General features: G+C 63.9%; 16 protein-coding genes and 7 pseudogenes. 20 read left to right on the forward strand and 3 right to left on the reverse strand.

Translation table 11 applies throughout. From position 1 onward, the window contains the following. Positions 1-632: 632 nt before the first annotated feature. From IVB22_RS19185 to IVB22_RS19240, 13 genes and pseudogenes are all read left to right on the forward strand, one after another. Positions 633-776, forward strand: a pseudogene (locus tag IVB22_RS19185) (transposase domain-containing protein); the annotation flags it as partial. 518 nt (positions 777-1,294) lie between these two features. Next, positions 1,295-1,487, forward strand: a pseudogene (gene nifH, locus IVB22_RS19190) (nitrogenase reductase); the annotation flags it as partial. Positions 1,488-1,641: 154 nt separating this feature from the next. Further along, positions 1,642-2,844, forward strand: coding sequence for a cytochrome P450 (locus tag IVB22_RS19195; RefSeq protein ID WP_247518863.1), 1,203 nt, complete (start codon positions 1,642-1,644; stop codon positions 2,842-2,844). Between the two features lie 94 nt (positions 2,845-2,938). Beyond that, on the forward strand, positions 2,939-4,228 hold the full coding sequence (locus tag IVB22_RS19200; protein ID WP_247511932.1) for a cytochrome P450: 1,290 nt from the start codon (positions 2,939-2,941) through the stop codon (positions 4,226-4,228). Position 4,229: 1 nt separating this feature from the next. Then, positions 4,230-4,355, forward strand: a pseudogene (locus IVB22_RS41630) (ferredoxin); the annotation flags it as partial. 150 nt (positions 4,356-4,505) lie between these two features. Then, positions 4,506-5,351, forward strand: coding sequence for an SDR family oxidoreductase (locus IVB22_RS19205; protein ID WP_308200426.1), 846 nt, complete (start codon positions 4,506-4,508; stop codon positions 5,349-5,351). After that, positions 5,351-6,694 carry a cytochrome P450 gene (locus tag IVB22_RS19210; protein ID WP_247518864.1) on the forward strand — a complete coding sequence of 448 codons (1,344 nt, stop codon included), beginning with the start codon at positions 5,351-5,353 and terminating at the stop codon, positions 6,692-6,694. The genes IVB22_RS19205 and IVB22_RS19210 overlap by 1 nt, the downstream gene beginning before the upstream one ends. Positions 6,695-6,842: 148 nt before the next feature. Further along, positions 6,843-7,841: a polyprenyl synthetase family protein gene (locus IVB22_RS19215; protein WP_247511933.1), complete on the forward strand. Its 999-nt coding sequence runs from the start codon at positions 6,843-6,845 to the stop codon at positions 7,839-7,841. Positions 7,842-8,146: 305 nt separating this feature from the next. Next, positions 8,147-9,697, forward strand: a complete 1,551-nt coding sequence (locus IVB22_RS19220) for a hypothetical protein (RefSeq protein WP_247518865.1) — start codon at positions 8,147-8,149, stop codon at positions 9,695-9,697. Beyond that, complete coding sequence (locus IVB22_RS19225) at positions 9,694-10,596, forward strand: hypothetical protein (protein WP_247518866.1); 903 nt, start codon at positions 9,694-9,696, stop codon at positions 10,594-10,596. Before IVB22_RS19220 ends, IVB22_RS19225 begins: the two co-directional genes overlap by 4 nt. An 85-nt stretch (positions 10,597-10,681) precedes the next feature. Further along, positions 10,682-11,731: pseudogene (gene fni, locus IVB22_RS19230) on the forward strand (type 2 isopentenyl-diphosphate Delta-isomerase). Positions 11,732-12,136: 405 nt separating this feature from the next. After that, positions 12,137-12,601: a hypothetical protein gene (locus IVB22_RS19235; protein WP_247518867.1), complete on the forward strand. Its 465-nt coding sequence runs from the start codon at positions 12,137-12,139 to the stop codon at positions 12,599-12,601. Then, positions 12,522-13,220, forward strand: a complete 699-nt coding sequence (locus IVB22_RS19240) for a hypothetical protein (RefSeq protein ID WP_247518868.1) — start codon at positions 12,522-12,524, stop codon at positions 13,218-13,220. The genes IVB22_RS19235 and IVB22_RS19240 overlap by 80 nt, the downstream gene beginning before the upstream one ends. Here IVB22_RS19240 and IVB22_RS41960 read toward each other — a convergent pair. After that, positions 13,213-13,481, reverse strand: a pseudogene (locus IVB22_RS41960) (transposase); the annotation flags it as partial. The gene IVB22_RS19240 and the pseudogene IVB22_RS41960 overlap by 8 nt on opposite strands. Before the next feature lie 371 nt (positions 13,482-13,852). On the opposite strand from IVB22_RS41960, the gene ltrA reads away from it, so the two are divergent. Then, positions 13,853-15,388 carry a group II intron reverse transcriptase/maturase gene (ltrA, locus tag IVB22_RS19250; protein ID WP_247518869.1) on the forward strand — a complete coding sequence of 512 codons (1,536 nt, stop codon included), beginning with the start codon at positions 13,853-13,855 and terminating at the stop codon, positions 15,386-15,388. 150 nt (positions 15,389-15,538) lie between these two features. Further along, on the forward strand, positions 15,539-15,802 hold the full coding sequence (locus IVB22_RS19255) for a hypothetical protein (protein ID WP_247341862.1): 264 nt from the start codon (positions 15,539-15,541) through the stop codon (positions 15,800-15,802). Positions 15,803-16,711: 909 nt separating this feature from the next. Here IVB22_RS19255 and IVB22_RS19260 read toward each other — a convergent pair. Beyond that, positions 16,712-17,266 (reverse strand): peroxiredoxin, encoded by a 555-nt coding sequence (locus IVB22_RS19260; protein WP_247518882.1) that lies wholly within the window; start codon positions 17,264-17,266, stop codon positions 16,712-16,714. Between the two features lie 533 nt (positions 17,267-17,799). On the opposite strand from IVB22_RS19260, the gene nifH (IVB22_RS19265) reads away from it, so the two are divergent. From nifH (IVB22_RS19265) to nifW, 4 genes and pseudogenes are all read left to right on the forward strand, one after another. Then, positions 17,800-18,690 carry a nitrogenase iron protein gene (gene nifH, locus IVB22_RS19265; RefSeq protein ID WP_026233535.1) on the forward strand — a complete coding sequence of 297 codons (891 nt, stop codon included), beginning with the start codon at positions 17,800-17,802 and terminating at the stop codon, positions 18,688-18,690. Positions 18,691-18,756: 66 nt separating this feature from the next. Beyond that, positions 18,757-19,485, forward strand: coding sequence for a nitrogen fixation protein NifQ (locus IVB22_RS19270; protein ID WP_374207565.1), 729 nt, complete (start codon positions 18,757-18,759; stop codon positions 19,483-19,485). A 597-nt stretch (positions 19,486-20,082) separates the two neighbouring features. Continuing rightward, positions 20,083-21,226: pseudogene (gene nifV, locus IVB22_RS19275) on the forward strand (homocitrate synthase); the annotation flags it as partial. Positions 21,227-21,340: 114 nt separating this feature from the next. After that, positions 21,341-21,673: a nitrogenase stabilizing/protective protein NifW gene (nifW, locus tag IVB22_RS19280; RefSeq protein WP_247518884.1), complete on the forward strand. Its 333-nt coding sequence runs from the start codon at positions 21,341-21,343 to the stop codon at positions 21,671-21,673. A 418-nt stretch (positions 21,674-22,091) separates the two neighbouring features. Here the strand turns inward: nifW and IVB22_RS19285 are convergent, their stop codons facing one another. After that, positions 22,092-22,526 carry a hypothetical protein gene (locus tag IVB22_RS19285; RefSeq protein ID WP_247518870.1) on the reverse strand — a complete coding sequence of 145 codons (435 nt, stop codon included), beginning with the start codon at positions 22,524-22,526 and terminating at the stop codon, positions 22,092-22,094. 325 nt (positions 22,527-22,851) lie between these two features. Between IVB22_RS19285 and IVB22_RS19290 the strand changes: the two are divergent. Further along, positions 22,852-23,969, forward strand: a pseudogene (locus tag IVB22_RS19290) (electron transfer flavoprotein subunit alpha/FixB family protein). Positions 23,970-23,971 lie beyond the last annotated feature (2 nt).

Genomic DNA, 23,971 nt, shown 5'->3' on the forward strand with positions numbered 1-23,971 from the left:
CATCTTGCCAGGGGCAAGCTCTTCTGAAATTGGATGGATTACATCGCTGTGCGGGTGGTGCCGGGGTCAGAGACACTGGCTGGCTTCAGGGGGATGCGCTGGGCTCAACGCGGATACCCTCCCGCGGAGTGGGTTCGTCCAAAGCTGTTTATGCCGACTGCCGAACTATGCCGAAGGGTTTTGGGAAGAGCCCGTTGTCTGCGCGTAATTGCGGGTAGTCGAGCGGTCGTGGTTCCGGTTCCATTCGGCATAGTCTGGCGTCTTACAGCGCCTCAAGGAAGGTGAGCGGCGGTCACTCGGCTGGAAGCGGGTCGCATGTGGTGCTCGTAGACGCCAGATCTTTTAATCCAGCTGAAGAGACCGCAGACCAAGTTCAGGCATCGCCATGTGCCGTGGCCAGCGAGTTCGTCTTCACGAGAAGCGCCGCGTAGAGTTCGACGAGCTGTCCGTGGGGTCCACTCTTCAGGCGCCGAAATAGTGGCTGCCGCGCAAATACTCTTCTGCAATCATATGCTGGCCTCCGCAGTTGAAAGCGGAGGCACAAGACAAACTATGCCGAGCCAATTACACGCCGCTCACAGTGAATCTCGGGGAAAACAAGCTCGTTCAGCATAGTTCGGCAGTCGGCATAAACCTCGAAGATGAAGGACGTAGACCCTCAAGCCTGGCTCGCCGACGTCCTGGCGCGCATCGCCGCACATCCAGCCCAAAAGCTCGACGAACTGCTTCCGTGGAATTGGCGTGACCGAAACAAGCGAGCCGAAAAAGCTGCCTGAGTGACCGCTACGCGGTCTTCACCGGCTTCACCGGACGCTTGAGAGTGGCGAGGCACATGGATTAACTCCTGTCCAGTTTTTCGAGCGAAGATCAGGTCCCCGGAACGTACCCGGGGCAGGTCAGTACCACCCAAGTCACTCTTGTCGATCCCCAGCACTTTTGCCTGGGTTATTTGTAGATGGTCGTAATTGTGAACCTCGATGCGAGATCGTAGTGCTTGCTCATCTTAATCAGAGTTCGATGTTGATTTAAATGTGGGGCTTCGACCTCTCTATGCAGGTCACAGATGGATACGCATCGATGTCGCGAACCTGACAAAATGTTGCGACCATTCCAGCGGACATGTTGGCGCGCATGCGTGTTTCAGTCTCGCTATGCGGGCGAGCACGGTATTCGACGTGGCACGCCGATTGCTGGGATGATGAGCAAAGAACCTAGCGGCAAAAGCGGCTGTAGCAACTGCATCCTCATTTCGTGGATGACACCGCGATCGATGGAACGAAGAAAGAAAAGCAAAATGTCAAATCCGCATCAGATAGCATTCTATGGGAAGGGGCCTCGGCGAAACCGCCCCCTACCAAACAGGCTCGCCGCCCTTGTCGACCCTTGCGCAGGAAATCTTGATGGCCGGCTGCGACTCAAAGGCCCACCACACTCGCCTTATCCTGAACTCGAAGGCGCAGGATAAAGTTCTGCATCTCGCCGCGCGGTATGCCTAGACAGTTACACGTTGGCCGATCTTGATAATCGAGTCGGGCTACGCCGCGGAGGACGTCGTCTACATGCCGTCTTACGTCATTCGCTGCCCGCAGCGCCTGCCGGTCACCTTCCGCCCTTCCATCGCTTAGAGAGTGAAGTGCCACGATGTCCGAACAACCCTTGCCGACGCTGCCGATGTGGCGCGTCGATCACATCGAGCCCTCGCCCGAGATGTTGGCGCTACGCGCCAACGGTCCGATCCACCGCGTGCGCTTCCCGTCCGGGCACGAAGGCTGGTGGGTGACAGGCTACGACGAGGCCAAGGCGGCGCTGTCCGACGCGGCGTTCCGGCCCGCGGGAATGCCGCCGACGGCATTCACCCCGGATTCGGTGATTCTCGGTTCGCCGGGGTGGCTGGTCTCGCACGAGGGGGGCGAGCATGCCCGGTTACGCACGATCGTGGCGCCGGCCTTCAGCAACCGCAGGATGAAGCTGCTCGCGCAGCAGGTCGAGGCGATCGCCGCGCAGTTGTTCGAGACGCTGGCGGCCCAGCCCCAGCCCGCCGACCTGCGGCGCCACCTCTCCTTTCCGCTTCCGGCCATGGTCATCAGCGCGCTGCTGGGCGTGCTCTACGAAGATCACGCCTTTTTCGCCGGGCTGTCCGACGAGGTGATGACGCACCAGCATGAAAGCGGCCCGCGCAGCGCGTCGCGCCTGGCCTGGGAAGAACTGCGCGCCTACATTCGCGGCAAGATGCGGGACAAGCGCCAGGATCCGGGCGACAACCTGCTGACGGATCTGCTCGCGGCGGTCGACCAGGGCAAGGCGACCGAGGAAGAGGCGATCGGCCTGGCGGCGGGCATGCTGGTGGCGGGGCACGAGAGCACCGTCGCGCAGATCGAATTCGGCCTGCTGGCCATGTTCCGCCATCCGCAACAGCGCGAACGCCTGGTCGGCGATCCATCCCTGGTGGACAAGGCGGTGGAGGAAATCCTGCGCATGTACTCGCCGGGCGCGGGCTGGGACGGCATCATGCGCTATCCGAGGACCGACGTGACCATCGCGGGAGTGCATATTCCCGCGGAGAGCAAGGTGCTGGTCGGCCTGCCGGCGACGTCGTTCGATCCGCGCCATTTCGACGACCCGGAAATCTTCGACATCGGACGCGACGAAAATCCGCACCTGGCGTTCTCCTACGGGCCGCACTACTGCATCGGCGTGGCGCTGGCCAGGCTGGAACTCAAGGTGGTGTTCGGTTCGATCTTCCAGCGCTTTCCCGCGCTGCGCCTGGCCGTGGCGCCCGAAGAACTGAAGTTGCGCAAGGAGATCATCACTGGCGGGTTCGAGGAGTTCCCGGTGCTCTGGTGATGCTCGGACGCCGCCGGGAATCGCGATGTTCTCCGCAATTTGCCGGCGCGCCTGGCGCGCGCCGGTCAGATCAGCCAGCCAACAGGTAACCAAGATGGACGTGCAAGAAACCACGGCAGCATGCCGGGACGCCTTCGCCGAACTGGCGTCGCCAGCGTGCATCCACGACCCCTATCCGTTCATGCGGTGGTTGCGCGAGCACGATCCGGTGCATCGCGCGGCGTCGGGCCTCTTTCTGTTGAGCCGCCATGCCGACATCTACTGGGCGCTCAAGGCCACGGGCGATGCGTTTCGGGGACCGGCGCCGGGCGAACTGGCGCGCTATTTCCCGCGTGCGGCGACCAGCCTGTCACTCAATCTGCTGGCGTCCACGCTAGCGATGAAGGAACCACCGACGCATACGCGTCTGCGCCGGCTGATCTCGCGCGATTTCACCATGCGCCAGATCGACAACCTGCGGCCGAGCATCGCGCGCATCGTCGCAGCGCGCCTGGACGGCATGGCGCCCGCGCTGGAGCGCGGGGATCCGGTGGACCTGCATCGGGAATTCGCGCTGGCCTTGCCCATGCTGGTCTTCGCCGAACTGTTCGGCATGCCCCAGGACGACATGTTCGGGCTCGCCGCCGGCATCGGCGCCATTCTGGAAGGCCTGAGCCCGCACGCCAACGATCCCCAGCTCGCCGCGGCGGACGCGGCCAGCGCCAGGGTGCAGGCCTACTTCGGCGACCTCATTCAGCGCAAGCGCACCGATCCCCGCCACGACATCGTGTCGATGCTGGTCGGCGCACACGACGACGATGCCGACACGCTGTCGGATGCGGAGTTGATCAGCATGCTGTGGGGCATGCTGCTGGGCGGCTTCGCAACCACTGCTGCGACCATCGACCATGCGGTCGTGGCGATGCTGGCGTATCCCGAACAGCGGCACTGGCTGCAGGGAGACGCCGTGGGGGTGGAGGCATTCGTCGAAGAAGTCCTGCGCTGCGACGCGCCCGCCATGTTCAGCTCCATTCCGCGTATCGCCCAGCGCGACATCGAACTGGGCGGCGTGGTGATCCCGAAGAACGCGGACGTGCGCGTGCTGATCGCGGCCGGCAATCGCGACCCGGACGCCTTCGCCGATCCCGACCGCTTCGATCCCGCGCGGTTCTACGGCACCAGTCCTGGCATGTCGACCGACGGGAAGATCATGCTGAGCTTCGGCCACGGCATCCACTTCTGCCTCGGTGCGCAACTGGCCCGGGTGCAGTTGGCCGAGAGCCTGCCGCGGATCCAGGTGCGCTTCCCCACGCTGGCATTGGCCGAGCCGCCGACCCGGGAGCCCTCCGCGTTCCTTAGGACGTTCCGCGCGCTGCCGGTGCGGCTGCATGCGCAGGGGGGCTGAGATGCGCGTCGTGGTCGACCAGGATCTGTGCGGAACCACCGGGCAGTGCGTGCTGACGCTGCCGGGCACCTTTCGCCAGCGCGAACCGGACGGCGTGGCCGAAGTGTGCGTGGCGACGGTCCCGCAGGCGCTGCACGCCGCCGTGCGGCTCGCGGCAAGCCAGTGTCCAGTCGCCGCCATTCGGGTCATCGAAAGCGACGCTGGCGATGACGAGCGCGCCAGCGCCGACCCTGCGCCTTCTCCGCGGAGGCCGAGCAACGCAATCCAGGAGGACACGATGGCACGGTTTGAAGGCAAGGTGGCCGTGGTGACCGGCGCCGGCGCCGGCATCGGCAAGGCATGCGCCCTCGCCATCGCACGCGAGGGCGGCAGAGTGGTGGTGGCCGACATTGATGGCTCGGCGGCCATCGCCTGCACCGCGCAGATCGCGGCCGAAGCGGGCCACGCGCTGGCCCTGGCCATGGACATCGCCGATGCGCAGGCGGTGGCAGCGCTGTTCGAGACGGCGGAGCGGCACTTCGGTGGGGTCGACCTGCTGGTGAACAACGCGAGCGCCATGCATCTGACCCCGCGCGACCGCGCGCTCCTCGACCTGGACCTGGCGGTCTGGGATCAGACCATGGCGACCAATCTGCGCGGCACGCTGCTCTGCTGCCGGCAGGCCATCCCACGGATGATCGCCCGCGGCGGTGGCGCGATCGTCAACATGTCGTCGTGCCAGGGGCTCAGCGGTGACACCGCGCAGACGTCCTACGCCGCGTCGAAGGCGGCGATGAACATGCTGTCGGCCTCGCTCGCCACCCAGTACGGTCATGCGCAGATCCGCTGCAACGCCGTTGCGCCGGGTCTCGTCATGACCGAGCGTCTCCTCGCCAAGCTGGACGAGTGCATGCAACGGCATCTGCGCCGGCACCAGCTCCTGCCGCGCGTCGGCCGCCCCGAGGACGTGGCCGCGCTGGTGGCGTTCCTGCTCTCCGACGATGCTGCGTTCATCACCGGCCAGGTCGTGTGCATCGACGGCGGCATGCTGGCGCATGTGCCGACGTACGCCGACGGTGGCAACAGCCGCGCCGCGCGGCCTGCCGGCGACACCGCCGAAGCGGCCGCGGCGCCGCGCTGCTGATGGACATGCTGCTCAACCCGCTGGACCGTCGGCACCGGCTGCGGTACGACATCCCGGTCGTGCCCGGCGCTTTCCCCCTGGTCGGGCATCTTCCCGCCATCGTCTGCGACCTGCCGCGCCTGCTGCGGCGCGCGGAACGGACGCTGGGCAGCCACTTCTGGCTGGATTTCGGCCCTGCCGGACACCTGATGACCTGCGTGGATCCGGATGCGTTCGCACTGCTCCGGCACAAGGACGTGTCCTCGGCGCTGATCGAAGAGATCGCGCCCGAATTGCTTGGCGGAACGTTGGTTGCCCGGGACGGCGGCGCGCACCGGCAGGCGCGCGATGCGATCAAGGCGGCGTTCCTGCCCAAGGGGCTGACCCAGGCCGGCATCGGCGACCTGTTCGTGCCCGTCATCCGGGCGCGGGTGCAGGCGTGGCGCGACCGCGGCGAGGTAACCATCCTGCGCGAAACCGGCGACCTGATGCTCAAGCTCATCTTCAGCCTCCTGGGAATCCCCGCGCAGGACCTGCCGGGATGGCATCGCAAGTACCGGCAACTGCTGCAGTTGATCGTCGCGCCCCCGGTCGACCTGCCCGGACTGCCCTTGCGGCGCGGCCGCGCCGCCCGCGACTGGATCGACGCGCAGTTGCGCCAGTTCGTCCGCGACGCGCGCGCGCATGCCGCGCGCACCGGGTTGATCAACGACATGGTGAGCGCCTTCGATCGCAGCGACGATGCGCTCTCCGATGACGTCCTGGTCGCCAATATCCGCTTGCTGCTGCTTGCCGGTCACGACACCACTGCCTCGACGATGGCCTGGATGGTGATCGAGCTGGCGCGGCAGCCTGTGCTGTGGGACGCCCTGGTCGAGGAGGCGCAACGCGTGGGCGCGGTGCCGACCCGGCACGCGGACCTTGCGCAGTGTCCGGTCGCCGAGGCGCTGTTCCGCGAGACGCTGCGCGTGCATCCGGCGACCACGCTCCTGCCGCGTCGCGCGCTGCAGGAATTGCAACTCGGCCAACGGCGCATTCCCGCGGGCACCCATCTGTGCATTCCGCTGCTGCATTTCTCGACCTCGGCGCTGCTGCACGAGGCGCCTGATCAGTTCCGCCTGGCGCGGTGGCTGCAACGCACGGAGCCGATCCGGCCGGTGGACATGCTGCAGTTCGGTACCGGCCCACACGTCTGCATCGGCTACCACTTGGTATGGCTGGAACTGGTGCAGTTCTGCATCGCCTTGGCGCTGACCATGCACAAGGCCGGGGTGCGGCCGCGGTTGCTGAGCGGCGTCGAAAAAGGCCGGCGCTATTACCCGACCGCACATCCGTCCATGACAATCCGCATCGGATTCTCATGAGCTGGCTCGCGTGCCCCGTGTGGCGAGGCAGCGGCGCCGGTGACGCGCGGCATTGCTGCACTCGGCGCGCGCGCTCGGTGCGACGCCGGCAACACCGCGGCGGCTCGGCGCTCGCCGTGGCCGTGTCAGGCACAAGGACATGAACAACATGCAGACCGGTTCCACGCTACACGACGACCGAACTGGCGTTTCCGCGCTCGGCGGATTGGGCGCGCAGGCGCGCGGCGCATCCGGCAGGCTGCTGCCGGAGATCTGGATGCAGGACGGCGCAAAGCGGGTCGAACAGGCGCTGGCGCGTCTTCTCTGCGCCGAAGACGACGGTGAGACCGAGCTGATGGCGGCTATGCGCTACGCCACCTTGCACGGCGGGAAGCGCACCCGCGCCTTGCTCTGTCTGGCTGCCGGCGCACTGGCCGACACGCCGGCGCACATGCTCGACAACGTCGGCGCCGCCATCGAGATGATGCACGCCTGTACCCTGGTCCACGACGACCTGCCCGCGATGGACGACGACGTGCTTCGCCGCGGCCTTCCGACCGTGCACGTCAAGTTCGGCGAAGCCACTGCGATCCTGGTCGGCGATGCGCTGCAGGCGCACGCCTTCCTGACCCTGGCGAGCCTGGATATGCCGGGCGACAACCGTATCGCGCTCGTGCGCGAACTGGCGCAGGCGGTGTCCGCCGAGGGTGCCGCAGGCGGGCAGGCCATGGATCTGTCGCTGGTCGGAAAGCACGTCGAGCTGGACAGGATCGTGGCGATGCACCGGATGAAGAGCGGAGCGCTAGTGCGCGCATCCGTTCGCATGGGCGCGCTATGCGCCATCGCGGAGGATGCCGCGCACGCTGCGCTGTACTGTGCGCTCGATCGCTACACCGCCTGTTTCGGCCTGGCGTTGCAGGTGGTCGACGACATTATCGACGCGACAGCGGATACCGCGACGCTGGGCAAGACCCCCGGCAAGGACGCGGCGGCGCAGAAGCCGACCTGCGCGTCGATCATGGGGCTGCAGGCAGCGCGCCAGTTCGCGCTGGATTTGTTGCGCGACGCCGGGGAGGCCATCGCCCCGCTGGGGCCACGTGCGGAACGGTTGGCGCAGATGCTGCAGCGGGCCAACGCGTATCTGTTCAAGCACGCGCCATGCGCATGAGCGCGCCCGTCCGCATGGAGTCGCCCTGTGCCGCTGCGATCGGCCGGCGGCAGCGGTGCATGCTTACTGTGTCCGAGTCCGCGGCGCCGATCGCAGCGGTTGCCCAGCACGGCCGCGGCGCACACGGCGCGCTGCGCGCAAGCCTATGCGGCGGACCGGCGCCAGCATCGGGGCGCGTCGCCGCGCCGGAGCAGGGCGGCCGTCCGGCGCTGCCCATGCGCCGGGCCGCGACGGGCCTGCGGCGACGTGCGCGGCGTCTGCCCGATCCTGGTTCTCGTCAACCGTCTGCAGAAGGAACATCCCGCGTGAACGCGCTGTCCGAACAGATCCTTTCCGAATTGCGCCACCTGCTGAGCGAGATGAGCGACGGCGGCAGCGTCGGTCCCTCCATCTACGACACGGCGCGAGCTCTGCAGTTCCACGGCAACGTCACCGGTCGGCAGGACGCATACGCGTGGCTCATCGCGCAGCAACAGGCCGACGGCGGATGGGGAAGCGCCGACTTCCCGCTGTTCCGCCATGCGCCCACGTGGGCGGCGTTGCTGGCATTGCAGCGTGCCGATCCTCTTCCCGGCGCTGCCGATGCAGTCCAGGCTGCAACCCGGTTCCTCGAGCGCCAGCCCGATCCCTACGCGCATGCGGTGCCGGAAGACGCGCCGATCGGCGCGGAGCTGATCCTGCCGCAGTTGTGCGGCGAGGCCGCATCCTTGCTGGGCGGCGTGGCGTTTCCGCGCCACCCGGCGCTGTTGCCGTTGCGGCAAGCGTGCCTGGTCAAGCTGGGGGCGGCGGCGACGTTGCCGAGCGGCCATCCATTGCTGCACTCCTGGGAAGCCTGGGGGACGTCGCCGACCACCGCATGCCCGGATGACGACGGCAGCATCGGCATCAGTCCGGCGGCCACCGCCGCGTGTCGTGCGCACGCCGTGACACAGGGGAGCACGCCGCAGGTCGGGCGCGCCGACGCGTATCTGCAGGCGGCATCGCGAGCGACGCGCAGCGGCATCGAAGGTGTCGTTCCCAACGTCTGGCCGATCAATGTGTTCGAGCCATGCTGGTCGCTGTACACCCTGCATCTGGCCGGGCTGTTCGCGCATCCCGCGCTCGCCGAGGCGGTGCGCGTGATCGTCGCGCAGCTCGACGCCCGCCTGGGCGTGCGCGGTCTGGGCCCGGCCTTGCACTTCGCGGCCGATGCGGACGACACCGCCGTTGCGTTGTGCGTCCTGCGCCTTGCAGGCCGCGACCCGGCGGTCGATGCGTTGCGCCATTTCGAAATCGGCGAGCTGTTCGTCACCTTCCCCGGCGAGCGCAATGCCTCGGTGTCGACCAACATCCATGCCCTGCATGCGTTGCGACTGTTGGGAAAGCCCGCCGCCGGCACCAGCGCCTACGTCGAGGCCAATCGCAACCCGCACGGTCTATGGGACAACGAAAAATGGCACGTTTCGTGGCTGTATCCCACCGCGCATGCGGTCGCTGCGCTGGCGCAAGGCAAGCCCCAGTGGCGCGACGAGCGCGCGCTGGCGGCGCTGCTGCAGGCGCAGCGCGACGACGGCGGCTGGGGCGCCGGTCGCGCGTCCACATTCGAGGAAACCGCCTATGCGCTATTCGCGTTGTACGTGATGGACGGGAGCGAAGAGCCGACAGGGCGCCGGCGCATCGCGCAGGCGGTGGCGCGTGCGCTGGAGTGGATGCTCGCCCGCCATGCGGCGCGTGCATTGCCGCAGACGCCGCTGTGGATCGGCAAGGAACTGTATTGCCCCACCCGGGTCGTGCGCGTGGCCGAACTCGCCGGGTTGTGGCTGGCGCTTCATTGGGGGCGGCGCGTCCTGGCCGAGGGAGCAGGAGCGGCGCCATGATCCAGACCGAACGCGCGCTGCAGAAGGTGCTGGAGTGGGGGCGTTCCCTGACCGCGTTCGCCGACGAGCATGCCGTGGAAGCGGTCAGGGGCGGCCAGTACATCCTGCAGCGCATCCACCCGAGCCTACGCGACACCAGCGCCCGCACCGGCCGCGATCCGCAGGACGAAACGCTGATCGTGGCGTTCTATCGCGAACTGGCGCTGCTGTTCTGGCTCGACGATTGCAACGACCTTGGCCTGATCGCGCCGGAGCAGCTCGCCGCGGTGGAGCAGGCGCTGGGGCAGGGCGTGCCGTGCGCGCTCCCCGGATTCGAGGGCTGCGCTGTGCTGCGCGCTTCGCTGGCCGCGCTCGCCTACGATCGTCGCGACTATGCTCAGCTTCTCGACGATACCTGGTGCTACTGCGCGGCGCTGCGCGCCGGACACGCGCAGGCGGCAGGGGCGGAACGCTGGTCCTACGCCGAGTACCTGCACAACGGCATCGATTCGATCGCCTACACGAACGTGTTCTGTTGCCTGTCGTTGCTGTGGGGGCTGGACATGGCGACCTTGCGCGCGCGTCCGGCGTTTCGCCAGGTCCTGCGGCTCATCTCCGCGATAGGGCGCCTGCAGAACGATCTGCATGGACGCGACAAGGACAGGTCGGCCGGCGAGGCCGACAACGCGGCGATCCTGCTGCTGCAGCGCTATCCGGCTATGCCTGTGGTGGAGTTCCTCAACGACGAGCTGGCCGGCCATACGCGCATGCTGCACCGGGTGATGGCGGAAGAACGCTTTCCCGCGCCGTGGGGACCGTTGATCGAGGCCATGGCGGCCATCCGCGCGCAGTACTACCAGACCTCGACCAGCCGCTACCGCAGCGACGCTGCGGGGGGAGGCCAGCGTGCGCCGGCCTGAATGCGCGGGAGGCGGCGGCGTGCGCGCGCTGCCGTCGGTCCGATCCGACGCAACGCCGTCGCCCGATGCGACGGATGGAGCGAGCATGAGCGACACCGCCCTGAGCCGGCGCAAGGACGACCATCTGGACATCGTGCTGGATCGGCGAACGGCGCCGGCCACGGTCGCCGCCGGCTGGGAGTCCATCCGTTTCGAACACTGCGCATTGCCCGAGTTGGACCTGACGCAGATCGACCTGCGCGCCTCGCTGCTGGGCAAGACCATGCGCGCGCCGCTGCTGATCAGCTCCATGACCGGCGGCATGCCACGCGCCGAGGCCATCAACCGGCATCTGGGCGAGGCAGCGCAAGCCTTGGGGACCGCCGTGTGCGTCGGTTCGCAGCGCGTGAGCCTGCAATCCCGCAACTCCCAGGGGCTGACGCGCGCGCTGCGCCGCCTGGCCCCAGACATTCCCTTGCTGGCCAATATCGGCGCCGCGCAACTGCGCGAGGCCGACGGCCTGGACCTGGCGCGCCGGGCGGTGGATGCGGCTGGAGGCCGATGGACTCATCGTCCATCTCAATCCGCTGCAGGAAGCGGTACAGCCGGAGGGCGACCGCGACTGGCGCGGCGTCCTGGCGCAGATCGCTCGCGCCGCGCGTAGCGTGGGCGTGCCGATCGTGGCCAAGGAAGTGGGGTCGGGCCTGTCCGCCTCGGTGGCCTGTGCGCTCGTCGAGGCGGGCGTGGCGGTGATCGATGTCGCCGGCGCCGGCGGCACCAGTTGGGCCGCGGTGGAGGGCGAGCGCGCCCGCGATGCCGCCGACCGTGCAGTGGCGATGGCGTTCGCCGATTGGGGGATTCGACCCCGGCCAGCGTGCAGGCGGTACGTCGGGCGCTGCCAACGGTGAAGCTGATCGCGTCGAGCGGGATCCGCGACGGCGTCGACGTGGCCAAGGCCATCCGCCTGGGCGCGGACATCGCCGGGCAGGCGGCCGGCGTGCTGCGTGCGGCTACGGTGTCCACCGAGGCGGTTGTCGCGCATTTCGAGATCGTCATCCGCCAGTTGGCCGTCGCCTGCTTCTGCACCGGCTCGGCTGATCTAGCGGCGTTGCGTCAGGCGCGCTTGTTGCCCTCGGCGCATCTGCCCGCCGGTTGATGCCGGCGGCGGCGGGCGCCTAGTCTTACTGAGTCAGAAAGTCGCGGATGCGGGGGGATTCGCGCTGGTCGCGGATTTGTTAGGGTGCTGCTTCGTGATCAGGGAAGCGCCCCGCCATGCCCGACTGGACAGCCGAGAGTGAAGCCGCATTCGACGCCTATGTCGATGCTTTGATCGGGGTGATCGGCCACGCCGAACGAGCTGAGCCCCTGAAGGGGTCGGAACAAGGTGCGCCGGGAGACCGGCAAGGAGTAGATGGTGCAAGTCCATTGCAATGAAGGAGTAGCGATCCACATTGACCCCGAGTCATGCGCGGTCGGTCGTGAGGAGACCGGTAACTTCTCTGGGGTCAAACACGGGTTGTTAGGCTCGAGCAGTCCATCAGCATCGTTTTGAGACAAAGCGATGGCGGTGGAATGGACGGTTACGATCGAGGGCCGGAACGAATTTGGCGACACATGCCGGAAGGAGGTCCGCATAGACAAGAGCTGGGAGAGCCTGTTCGACGGCGACATCGGCTTGTCGATCGGCGATAGCAAGAAGATCATGGCAGCGCTGCAGAACGCGGTCGTGAATCATGAGGCGGAGACGTATGCCCTTCTTCGCCGGGTTTGCCCGGATTGCCATACGTTCCGACCGGTCAAGGACTACACGACACGCCGGATCCGAACCGTCTTCGGCACCGTTGAGGTTCGCAATCCCCGATGGATGCTGTGCCGGGAATGCCATCCAGGGATGGTCGGTGCCTTCGCGCCGCTGAAGGAAATTTGTCCCGATCGAGCGGGAGCTGATGGAACTGACGGCGCGGCTAGGAAGCATGCTGCCCTACCGCCGGGCGGCGAAGGTGCTGGCCGATTTCCTGCCCACTGAACCGACTGAGACGCATGCGACCGTGCGCAAGCGTACCATCAGGATCGACAAGCGGCTCGACGACCAGGTCATGCAGGAAACTTGGCGCGCGAGGTCCCAAACGGATGACCGATGCCAGCTTGAGATGCAGCTTCCCGGAGATCGGCGCAAAGAGTTCGCCATCAGTATTGATACGGCGCACGTTCGTAGCGCTGATCAACATTCGGCGCGAAATTTCGAGCTCGTCGTGGCCAGATGCGGCCGCGGGGGACGGGGAGAAAGGGGCGGTCGCTATTTCGTCACCGGCAGCACCGACCAGCAGGCAATCCGCGATCGTGCTCTTCACTCTCGCCAGGAAGTCGGATATCGCGGCTTTGGGGATGTGACGGTGATCTCGGACGGGGCCGAAATCCTAAAGCGGCTGCCCCGCGCCATGCCGAAACCAACGACCCACATCATCGACTGGTTTCATATTGCCATGAAGATCCAGCCCATGCAGCAGATCGCCGATCACATCGTACGATCCCGATCAGGCCCCTTTGAAGCGCTTCCAACCATCGACAGGGACATCAGAGCCGTGAAGTGGCGTCTGTGGCATGGGCGGGTCGGCCGCGCGATCCTAGGGTCCAGATTCAATTGAGCCAATATGCGACGAGAGCGGCGAGATGAACAGCGGCCAAGAAATTCCGGGCGAGCTTGTCGTATCGGGTGGCGATACGGCGGAAGTCTTTGAGCCTGCAAAAGCAGCGCTCGATGACATTTCGGCCTTTGTAGGCGCGTTTGTTGAAGCGATGGATGACGACGCGGTTAGATTTGTTGGGAATGGGCGGCGCGAGCGCCAGAACATCGGGCGCCGCCGCGATATCGGCATCCTGGCCTCGGGTCTCAGATGCAGGACGACTCTATGGCTTGCTTGTGCGCCAGGTAAGCTGGCGTTTTCCTGCCGGTGAGAGACCGGTCCGGGTAGGCCGTAGCGGGCGCCCGGTAGCGAGTGTTGCGTGGTCGCCGGCGACGGCGGGTGCGAAGCGTACACAGCGATTGTGTGGGGTGAGCTATTGAGCCGCGAAAGCCATAAAACCGCAGAGGCCGAGCCGGTAAGCAACGTCGAAGGCAACATGTGCGGTCCCGCGATGCGAGGGACTGACGCTCTGCCGTGGTCGAAGAACCCATCACGCACAAAAGGAAGACGTCGGAACCTGGGAGGTCTCACGTTCGGCCGATGGACAGGTCGTCCCCCAAGGCCCGCATCGGGAAGGTGAGGAGCCGTAGCCGATGACGCACGAACGTGAGAAGTCAGACCCCGCCGTAGTAGCTGTGAAGCCGGTGAACAACGCGGAGCGATCCGCCGCGGAGTCGGTTGAGCCAAGGGCAGGGGCCAAGGGGAATGCGAGCCAGCACAGCACGGGCCGGGCACAGAAACGGGTGACCGTGTCACAGGGGCTGGAGCGCATACGGCAAGTAGCAAGGCAAAGGACAAAGGAGAAGTTCACCACGCTGCTCCATCACATCAGCACAGATCACCTCGAACAGGCGTTCCTCGAACTCAAAGAGGACGCGGCAGCGGGAGTGGATGGGCTGAGGTGGCAGGACTATGCGGCAGATCTTGAGCGCAATCTCGAGGATCTGCATGCACGGGTCCATCGGGGAGCGTATCGGGCGCAACCAAGCCGACGGGTTTATATACCCAAGCCGGATGGCCGACAGCGCCCGTTGGCGGTTGCTGCGTTAGAGGACAAGATCGTCCAACGGGCGACGACCGCACTGCTGAACGCGATCTACGAGGAAGACTTCCTCGGGTTCAGTTACGGGTTCCGGCCGGGGCGCGGCACGCACGATGCGCTTGACGCGCTCTGTGTCGGAATCGACAGCAGGAAGGTGAACTTCATACTGGACGCCGACATCCGGTCGTTCTTCGACGAGGTGAGCAAAGACTGGCTCATCCGATTCGTGGAGCATCGGATCGGCGACAAGCGCATCATCCGCCTGATCCAGAAGTGGCTGAGGGCGGGCATCCTGGAAGACGGGATCGTGGCGGTCAGCGACAAGGGGACAGGACAGGGCGCGGTGATCTCACCGCTCCTGGCCAACGTCTACCTGCACTACGCCTTCGATCTTTGGGCCGAGCGCTGGCGAAAGCGCGAGGCCGCGGGCGACATGATCATCGTGCGCTACGCCGATGACATTATCGTCGGCTTCGAACACGAGGCCGACGCCCGGCGCTTTCTGGAGGCCATGCGCGAGCGGTTAGGAGAGTTCGCACTGTCGCTAAACCCGGACAAGACCCGCCTGATCGAGTTCGGCCGCCATGCGGCGGCGAACCGCGAGAGGCGCGGGTTGGGCAAGCCGGAGACCTTCAACTTCCTGGGCTTCAGCTTTATCTGCGGCAAGTCGCGTCGCGGCAAGTTCCTCCTCAAGAGGAAAACCCGGCGAGACCGCATGCGGGCGAAGCTGCAAGCCATCAAGCAGGAGCTGCGGCAGCGCAGGCACCAGCCGATCTCGGTCCAGGGGAAATGGCTGAGACAGGTCGTCAAGGGCTACTTCAACTATCATGCCGTGCCGACCAACAGTCAGGCGCTGGCTGCATTCCGCTTCTTCGTCACCGAACTCTGGCAACGATCGCTCAGGCGACGCAGCCAGAAAGACAGCACGACCTGGGAGCAGATCACGCAGTTGGCCAAAGATTGGCTCCCGAAACCGACTACCCTTCATCCATGGCCTGAAATACGCTTCGCCGTCACCCACCCAAGGTGGGAGCCGTATGCGGGAAAGCCGCACGTACGGTTCTGTGCGGGGGGCGCTCAGCAATGAGCGTCCCTACCGCGATCCATGTTGAAGGGGCTGACGTGCGCGTCGAAAATCGGGTTTGTCACACGGATAAAGATCCAGAGGACAGAGGACAAATTCGCGTGTAGTTCCAGTTCTTATCTCGAAGAGAAAAATCCGCTTGAATAGTTGTCGATGACCATTGATATGGTAATGGGAAGCAGTTGCGTCTTCGCCAAAAACAAGACGCTACAGGCAGATGTGCAAAGCGAAATCGGAGAACACGTGGCAAAAAGCACCAAGCGCAAAGAGTATAGTAAGGATGACGTCAAGCTGCTCAAAGCGCACTCAAAGGCCCGCACCCCTGTAGCTAGGGTTTCAAAGCTTATGAAGCGATCCGAGGGCTCTCTAAGACAGAAAGCACGTACCTTGGGGATTGGCTTGGGTCACCAGCGCTGAGATACGCGTCAATGTTCGGAAATCGACCGGCGTGATGATCGAGACGGCCAGGCGGCTTACGACCGCCGGGCCACCTGATCGTTTCAGGTCCCTGCGCCCGAGGGACAGCTCGCGCGATGAACGAGCTGACCGATTTCCCGATAGACCGGCTCACTTGGCCTAAACCTCGTCGAGTGTCATGGTTTCAATCAGGGGCTGATAAACCCGACTCGTTCGTCTCAAGTGCGGCTTACATCGGTGAATATAGATTTACCGAGCCCGGAAATACGGTCCGCGAGCGTGCCGGCGGATCATCATCTCGGCCGGTAGACGTCATTCGGCGCTGAGCCATCTCCCTCTGCCTCCACCCTTCTCGAGGCGCGGCGACTGGAATCTAGTTGCCCCGAAGAGGGAGCTTGGCACCATTTTTTCCGAGTCCGTGGGCGCCGGCATCGTCGGCCTACAGCATTAGCGGCCTGCGGCTGACGCAGATCGCTCTGATGATGCTGCCGGCCGGCAAGGCGGAAGGGAATAGCCGCGGTCCGGCCTACGGCGACAATATAAAGGTACTCCGGCAGGAGATGTGCGTCCAGCAGGCGCAGAAGCGTACAAGTATTTTGTATGTTCATGCGGAGCCGCGCCGGCATCCTCTTGTATGCGGGATTTGTTGTGAGGTGAGCAAAGCGGTACTGAACATTGTTCATCGTCATCATCGAGGCCGTCGATTTCGCCGCCGCGACTGCCGCGCGCGGACAGCGCGGCGGCCGCGGCAGACTCCATGGCGGCAATGAGAATTGAATTGCGGGCCGCACTCGCTAGCAGCAGGCCGCATTTGCGGTAAGATCGTCTCATCTGGTATCCGACAAACGATTGAATCTGACGTCCTTCGAATGCGGGAGCTGCTCCTTGCTGCACTTTCGATATGTTGCCTCAGGCAATTTTAAGCGTGTCGCCGCCGATTTCGCGGTTGCAAGGGCAGAGCTCATCAGTCTGTATCGCATCCAGAACGCGTAACGTGTCCGTCGGGCTGCGGCCGACATTGAGGCTTGTCGCATAGACATGCTGGATCGTGTTCTCAGGATCGACGATGAAGGTGTAGCGATGCGCGATGCCATCACGCGATCGCACTCCAAGGCCATCGACCAGTGCGCCCTTGGTGTCGGCAAACTGCCAGATCGATAGACGGTGCAGATCCTTGTGCTCACGCCGCCAGGCGAGCTTGCAGAACTCGTTATCGGTCAAGCCACCAAGCACGATTGCATCGCGATCGGCGAAATGCTTGGACAGGCGAGCAAACTCAGCGATTTCGGTCGGGCAGACGAATGTGAAATCCTTCGGGTAAAAGAAGATGACTTTCCATTTTCCGGGGAAACTCCTCTCAGTCAGCGTCTCGAAGGCGCTCTGCCCGTTCTCCTCTTGCAGGTGAAAGCCGGGCTTCACGCCTGTGATGTCGAAGGGCGGCAACTTACTTCCAATTCCAGGCATATTGTCCTCACAACATCGCGTCACACGGAAACAGCGTTCCGCGACTGGCAAAGCAAGCGATATGCCACCCGATCTGACGGCAAGTACCCATCATGCCGGTCGTGGAACATTCGCCTTTGATGATGGCGGTGTCCTCGAACCCCATCTGCACCGTGTGGTCTCCTCAATTGTCTCGGGCGTACGGCCCGGCATTCCCCGTTCCGCGCTCTTTCGCCCGACACTCGTAGTGGAATCCACGCGCCGGGCTTTGTCGGGTTTCTCTCAGAACCCTTGCCGCTGTCGGGTCCGCCACAGCATCCGGTCTCGGACGCTGCGCTATTAGTCGAGCCTAGTCAGATGCTTAACGCGCGTGCGAACGAATGGCACGCCAGTTGCTAACTGGATGCAGCAACAACGAGTAAGGGCTGAGGGCACGCCGACGCCGATGGCGAGCGATGGCCTCCTTCCCGAAACCCGTGTGCCCACGTTTCTGAGAGAGAAACAGCCTCGCGCGTTCGGCGCGAAAAATTGGCAATCGGTTGATGGAGAGCAACATGTCTTCGCTGAGACAAATCGCGTTTTATGGCAAGGGTGGCATCGGTAAATCGACAACGTCGCAAAATACGCTGGCGGCTCTTGCTGAGCTGGGCCAAAGGATTCTCATCGTCGGCTGCGATCCCAAAGCGGACTCGACTCGCCTCATCCTGCACGCCAAAGCGCAGGACACCATTCTGAGTCTGGCGGCAAATGCCGGCAGCGTTGAGGACCTCGAAATCGAGGACGTCATCAAGCTCGGCTACAAGGACATTCGATGCGTCGAGTCCGGCGGTCCAGAGCCGGGGGTCGGGTGCGCCGGAAGAGGCGTGATCACTTCGATCAACTTTCTGGAGGAGAATGGCGCCTATGAGGACATCGACTACGTCTCTTACGACGTGCTCGGCGACGTCGTCTGCGGCGGTTTCGCTATGCCTATCCGCGAGAATAAGGCACAGGAAATCTACATCGTGATGTCCGGCGAGATGATGGCGATGTATGCCGCCAACAACATCTCCAAGGGTATTCTGAAGTATGCGAATTCCGGCGGCGTGCGCCTCGGCGGCCTGATCTGCAACGAGCGGCAGACCGACAAGGAGCTGGAGCTTGCAGATGCTCTTGCCAAGAAGCTCGGCAGCCGGCTGATCTACTTCGTGCCGCGCGACAATGTCGTGCAGCACGCGGAGCTGCGCCGCATGACTGTGCTGGAATACGCGCCAGAGTCCAAGCAGGCGGATCACTATCGCAATCTCGCGACCAAGATCCACAATAATGCTGGACAAGGCGCCATCCCGACGCCAATCAGCATGGACGAGCTCGAGGATATGCTCATGGAGCACGGCATCATCAAGCCCGTCGACGAGAGCCTGGTCGGCAAGACTGCCGCCGAGCTCGCCGCTGTTTCGGCATAGTTCATGTTGTCGGCCTTCTCGACCGGGGAAGGCCGACGTCGTCCACTCAGAAGCTGGGGGACCTTCATGATTGGCACACAAAGCAAATTGGCCGATACGATGTCATCTCCTGTATCAGCAGCTCACATCGCCGAGCAGCGCGATGCAAGTGAGCTCTACGGGCTTCTGACCGGGCGCCATCCAACAGAAGTCGACATCAGCGACGATGACGATTTCGATCGCCATGTGCTCGCTTGCGTTCTCGCCGCATCCGCTATGGATGGCGGCCAACTTCCCGAACGGGCTGGCTTGACTAACCAGGAGCTCGATGCGCTCTTGGTGCAATACTTCCCATCCACCCCGGTCAGGAGTTGTACCTGGCGCGAACAGCCCGCGTTACCGGCTCCTGACGAGACGATTATGGTGCGCGACCTCCTGCTTGCGCAACGTTCCACCCATGGCGAGGTCGGCGGCTGGCTCGCGACGATGATCGCGCGGCGCGCCATGGAGCCTAATCACTTGTGGGAAGATCTCGGTCTGCGGAAGCGGGACGAATTGTCCCGCCTCCTAATGCGCCATTTCGGGCCGCTGGCGGCTCGCAACACCAAGAACATGCGCTGGAAGCGCTTCTTCTATCGCACGCTATGCGAAGATGACGGTCTGGTGATGTGTACCACGCCGGTCTGCACGGAATGCAATGATTTTGATCTTTGCTTCGGCGAGGAGAGCGGGGAGAGCCGGATGGCCGGACGCCGGCGGGATCATCTGCGTCGTGTCGATGACTCCGTCCAAGCCATCCCAAGTTCGCAAGACTGAGCTCATAATGGATGCCCCCTCCTCGGCGCGAGTCCCGGTGTATCGGACGAGCTTTCGGCCAGCTGTCACATGAGGAGAATGAGGATTTGAAAAGACACCGGGGTAAACAACTGCGCGCAGCCGACCTAAGCCGGATGCGGCGGCGCCTGATGATCGCGGCTTGATAATTGGCGGAGGCGACCGTCACATTTACCGCCGAGATGTTCTATGTTGACGCGCGATCGACGCCAACATCTGGCCTCTCGATCGCGCCCGCTGAACTTGTTTACGAACGCCGACCCTGGGGGTTGGACCGAACCCGATGGCTCAAAATTCTTCTTCGATAAGCATGCCTGAATGCACGCGCCTTCCCCGAAGTGCTGCAGCTTGAGGTGAGGTCCGAACCGTTGCCCGGCTAGCAAGCTTCCAAGCCCGGCTTCCTGCCTTCAGCTCGGTCGCAAGCGCACCGAACCTGGCGCTCCGCCGTTTCCACCCTGTCGGATTTGCGACACACCCGGCTAATCTGAAATTCGACGTCATTCACAGGTTCTTGGGAATTCGAGCGGGTTGGCACAGCAGTTGCTGAACAGCTTCTGGAATAAACATACGGAGCCGCTGATGGCGTTCGCTGCCGCAATCATCGGGCCCGACAAAGATCGGTCGAGGTCCATAGTCCTTAATGACACCACGTTGCGCGACGGCGAACAGACACCCGGCGTGGCCTTCACGACACCGGAAAACGTCTCGATCGCGCGTGCGCTGGCCGCGGCCGGAGTAGAGGCCGGCACGCCGGCGATGGGTCAGGAAGAGATTGCCGCGATCCGAGCGGTCGCCGAAGCGGGCCTTGCGGCCACGATCATCGGCTGGTGCCGGATGAAACCCGCGGACGTCGATGCGGCGATCGAGGCCGGTGTTTCGATGGTCAAGCTATCGATTCCGTCGTCCGACGTGCAGATTGCGGCGAAACTCGGTGGCGGCCGTTTGGCCGCGCTGGAGCGGGTGAAGCGCGTCGTGGCCTATGCTCGCGACAGGGGACTGGATGTCGCGGTGGGTGGCGAAGACTCCTCGCGTGCCGATGTCAACTTCCTGATCGACCTGATCGCAACCGCCAAGGCGGCCGGCGCGCGGCGCTTTCGTGTCGCAGATACGCTGAGCGTGCTCAATCCTGACGCGTCCTTCGCGCTCATGGCCGCACTGCGCGCCAGCACCGATCTCGAGTTCGAATTCCACGGCGATGACGATCTTGGGCTGGCGACGGCTAATACCGCTGGCGGCGATCAAGGCCGGTGCGACGCACGCCTCTGTGACGGTCATTGGACTTGGCGAGCGAGCCGGCAATGCGTCGCTGGAGGAAGTTGCCGTCGCACTCAGGCAGCTCTACGGCCGTGATACCGGCGTGCTGCTATCCGAACTGGAAAAAGTCGCGGCCGCCGCTGCAGCCGCAGCGTGCCCCACCATTCCGCTCAATAAGGCGATTGTCGGCGAGCATGTCTTGACCCATGAATCCGGCATCCACGTCGATGGGCTCTTAAAAGACCGGCCCACCTACCAAGCGCTGGACCCGGTGTTGCTCGGCCGCTCCCACCGCATTGTGACCGGCAAGCATTCAGGGCTTGCCGCTATCACTTCGCTCTTATCCGAGTTGCAGCTTTCGGTCAGCGCCGAGCAAACCGAAACCATTCTCGCGCGCGTTCGCAAGCATGCCATCGAGCACAAAGGCCCGGTTTCCCAGGAAACGGTGGTGGCGATCTGGCGCGACATTCACGAGAGATCGGTCAACCGAGGGCGATCGGGCGGTCAGCCATGCGCGTCGCGCGATCAGGTTGGAACATTCGAGCCAGGACGGTTTCTGGGCGGATCTAGATGGAGGTTGAGAATGACGACGGATGGGATCCTTTCGCAATTGAACAAGGCCTCCGCGGCAGAGGAGTTGTTTGCACTGCTCGGCGTCGAGTACGATGCGAAAATCATCGACGTGGCGCGGCTTCATATCCTGCGTCGCATGGGTCAATATCTCGCGGGCGAGGAGTTTACCGGTGCATCCGATCCTGACATCGCCTCGCGTTGCAAGGCCACGCTTGAGCGCGCCTATGCCGACTTCGTCACGTCCTCCCCGATCGAACAGCGAGTGTTCAAGGTCCTGAAGGATGCGGCCGCACCACAACCGAACAAGCATCCAGCATTGGTGCAGCTCGGTTCCTTGGAGTGAATTGAGTTTATATCTCGTGCTCTGGAGCGTGAAGGTTCAGAGAACCTGCCAACGACCCAGGGCGTCGAATTCAAACGGAAGTTGCAGTTAGGGCCTCGCGGTCCGCAGCTTGGACACTCGGCTCCTTAAGGGCCAATCACGGCTCAGCCCTGATATTTCCGTCGTTTCAAGCTGGTGCCCATGGTGCGCCTATCTCCTGCAATGGTACGCCGGCAGCGGGGTGCGCATATTTGGCGAGGAAAGCGCACCAAGATTCGGATGACTGTCCTCTGTCGCATTCCGGACACGGGTCCAGCACGGTTATCGAATGTTCCGATCCTCGTGAGAGGCTGCCAATCCGATTTCCTTCAGTAAGATTCGGTATTGGCGGTCAATTTTCATCGTCTGCGCAATTGGTACGACGATTGCTGACACATGGTCAGCTAGTCTGGAGAAGCGAATGCACATCTTGGTCCGCATCGAGTTTGTTTTTGACGCCGCGCAGTTCGCGCGCGCTGCCTGTCGGCATCATGATTCGTCGCGACGCCAAAGCGATGGTTGCATATTCCGGCCTGGCTGAGCTGAAAGCTGCGCTTGATCCGCGCCAAAGATTCGTCGACGAAATCACTCCGGTTGGCCGATCTATGGCCGAGTTTTCCCGGGGGGAGCCCTTGCTCTCCAGCGCCGGTCGCGCGGCGCCGTTGACGGCGGCTTCACCGCCGGCCCTCGTGCCCTCGCCAAGAGTTGCGCGCGTGTCGCTGCAATCGGCAAGATTGCGAGGGCATTCAGAGTAATGGATCGCGTTGTTCACCGGCAAGCTCGCTGCCGACAATGGCACCAGCCGAGCCTCTGGCAGGTCCTCGATCTGTTCCAACTCGGTTGCATCTCGAAGATGAGGGAGGACCAATCGATCGGCTCGCGTGACCGGCGCGGTTGGGTGCCTCACTAGTTCCATTGCCAAATGGTGCCCCCAGAATGCCAAACCCGGAAAGAACCCGAAGCTCGTGCTTCCGGCTCGTCGACAAAGGTCCAGCAATGGGTGTCTCGGCCCCGCGCTGCTGCCAGGCGGTGTTGAAAAAATGGCGGCGGGCACGCGGCCGAACTTTTAACTGAAGCAATCTTCACGCGCGAATTCAAAGCTGTAGGCGGAGCACGCTTCGCTGGCGAGCCGCTACTGAACACGGATGGGAGTACAGATGATGAGCACCGCACCCAAAAGCGCAGCTCCGGCAGCGGGTAGTGGTCGCGCGGCGACCAAGAGGGAGCTGCCCGAACGATTCAAGGCGTATAAGCACGTCTGGGTCTTCATCGAGCAGGAACGCGGGATAGTGCACCCCGTCTCCTGGGAGCTGATGGGTGCCGGCCGCCGGCTCGCCGACAAGCTCAACGTTGACCTCGCCGCGGTTGTCATCGGCCCGGTCGGGGAGACAACGCAGCAGGCGGTCGCCGAATCCTTCTGCTACGGCGCCGACCTCGCCTATATCGTCGCGGATGATCTGTTGGCCGATTATCGCAATGAATCCTACACCAAGGCCCTGTCAGAGCTGGTCAATACGTACAAGCCGGAAATCCTACTCCTAGGGGCAACTACACTGGGCCGCGATCTCGCCGGCTCAGTGGCCACCACACTGCTCACCGGCCTAAGTGCCGACTGCACCGAGCTCGATGTCGATGCCGACGGCTCGCTTGCAGCGACCCGGCCGACGTTTGGCGGCTCACTATTGTGCACGATCTACACACTGAACTATCGTCCACAGATGGCAACCGTCCGTCCGCGCGTGATGCCGATGCCCGAGCGCGTGACCGGCGCCGTCTGGCGCGTCATCTCGCATCCGCTCGGGCTTGTAGAAGAAGATATCGTCACAAAAGTGCTGTCGTTCCTGCCGGACCGCGATTCTACAAAGTCCAACCTTGCCTATGCCGACGTGGTCGTCGCCGGAGGGCTCGGTCTGGGATCGCCTGAGAACTTCCAACTGGTACAGCAGCTCGCGGACGTGCTTGGCGCCGAATATGGCTGCTCGCGGCCGCTGGTCCAGAAGGGCTGGGCTGGGTCACCTCGGACCGACAAATCGGCCAGACCGGGAGAACCATTCGGCCAAAGCTCTATATCGCGGCCGGTATTTCCGGCGCGATCCAGCATCGCGTTGGCGTGGAGGGGGGCGACCTCATCGTTGCCATCAACACCGACAAGAACGCTCCGATCTTCGACTTCGCCCATATCGGCATCGTCACCGATGCCATTCGACTGTTGCCCGCATTGACCTCCGCATTCCGCGCGCAGCTGTCGCCGCACTCGCACGACCGCATCGCTGGCTAGGG

This window comes from Bradyrhizobium sp. 190 (genome assembly GCF_023073415.1).
GTDB lineage: Bacteria > Pseudomonadota > Alphaproteobacteria > Rhizobiales > Xanthobacteraceae > Bradyrhizobium.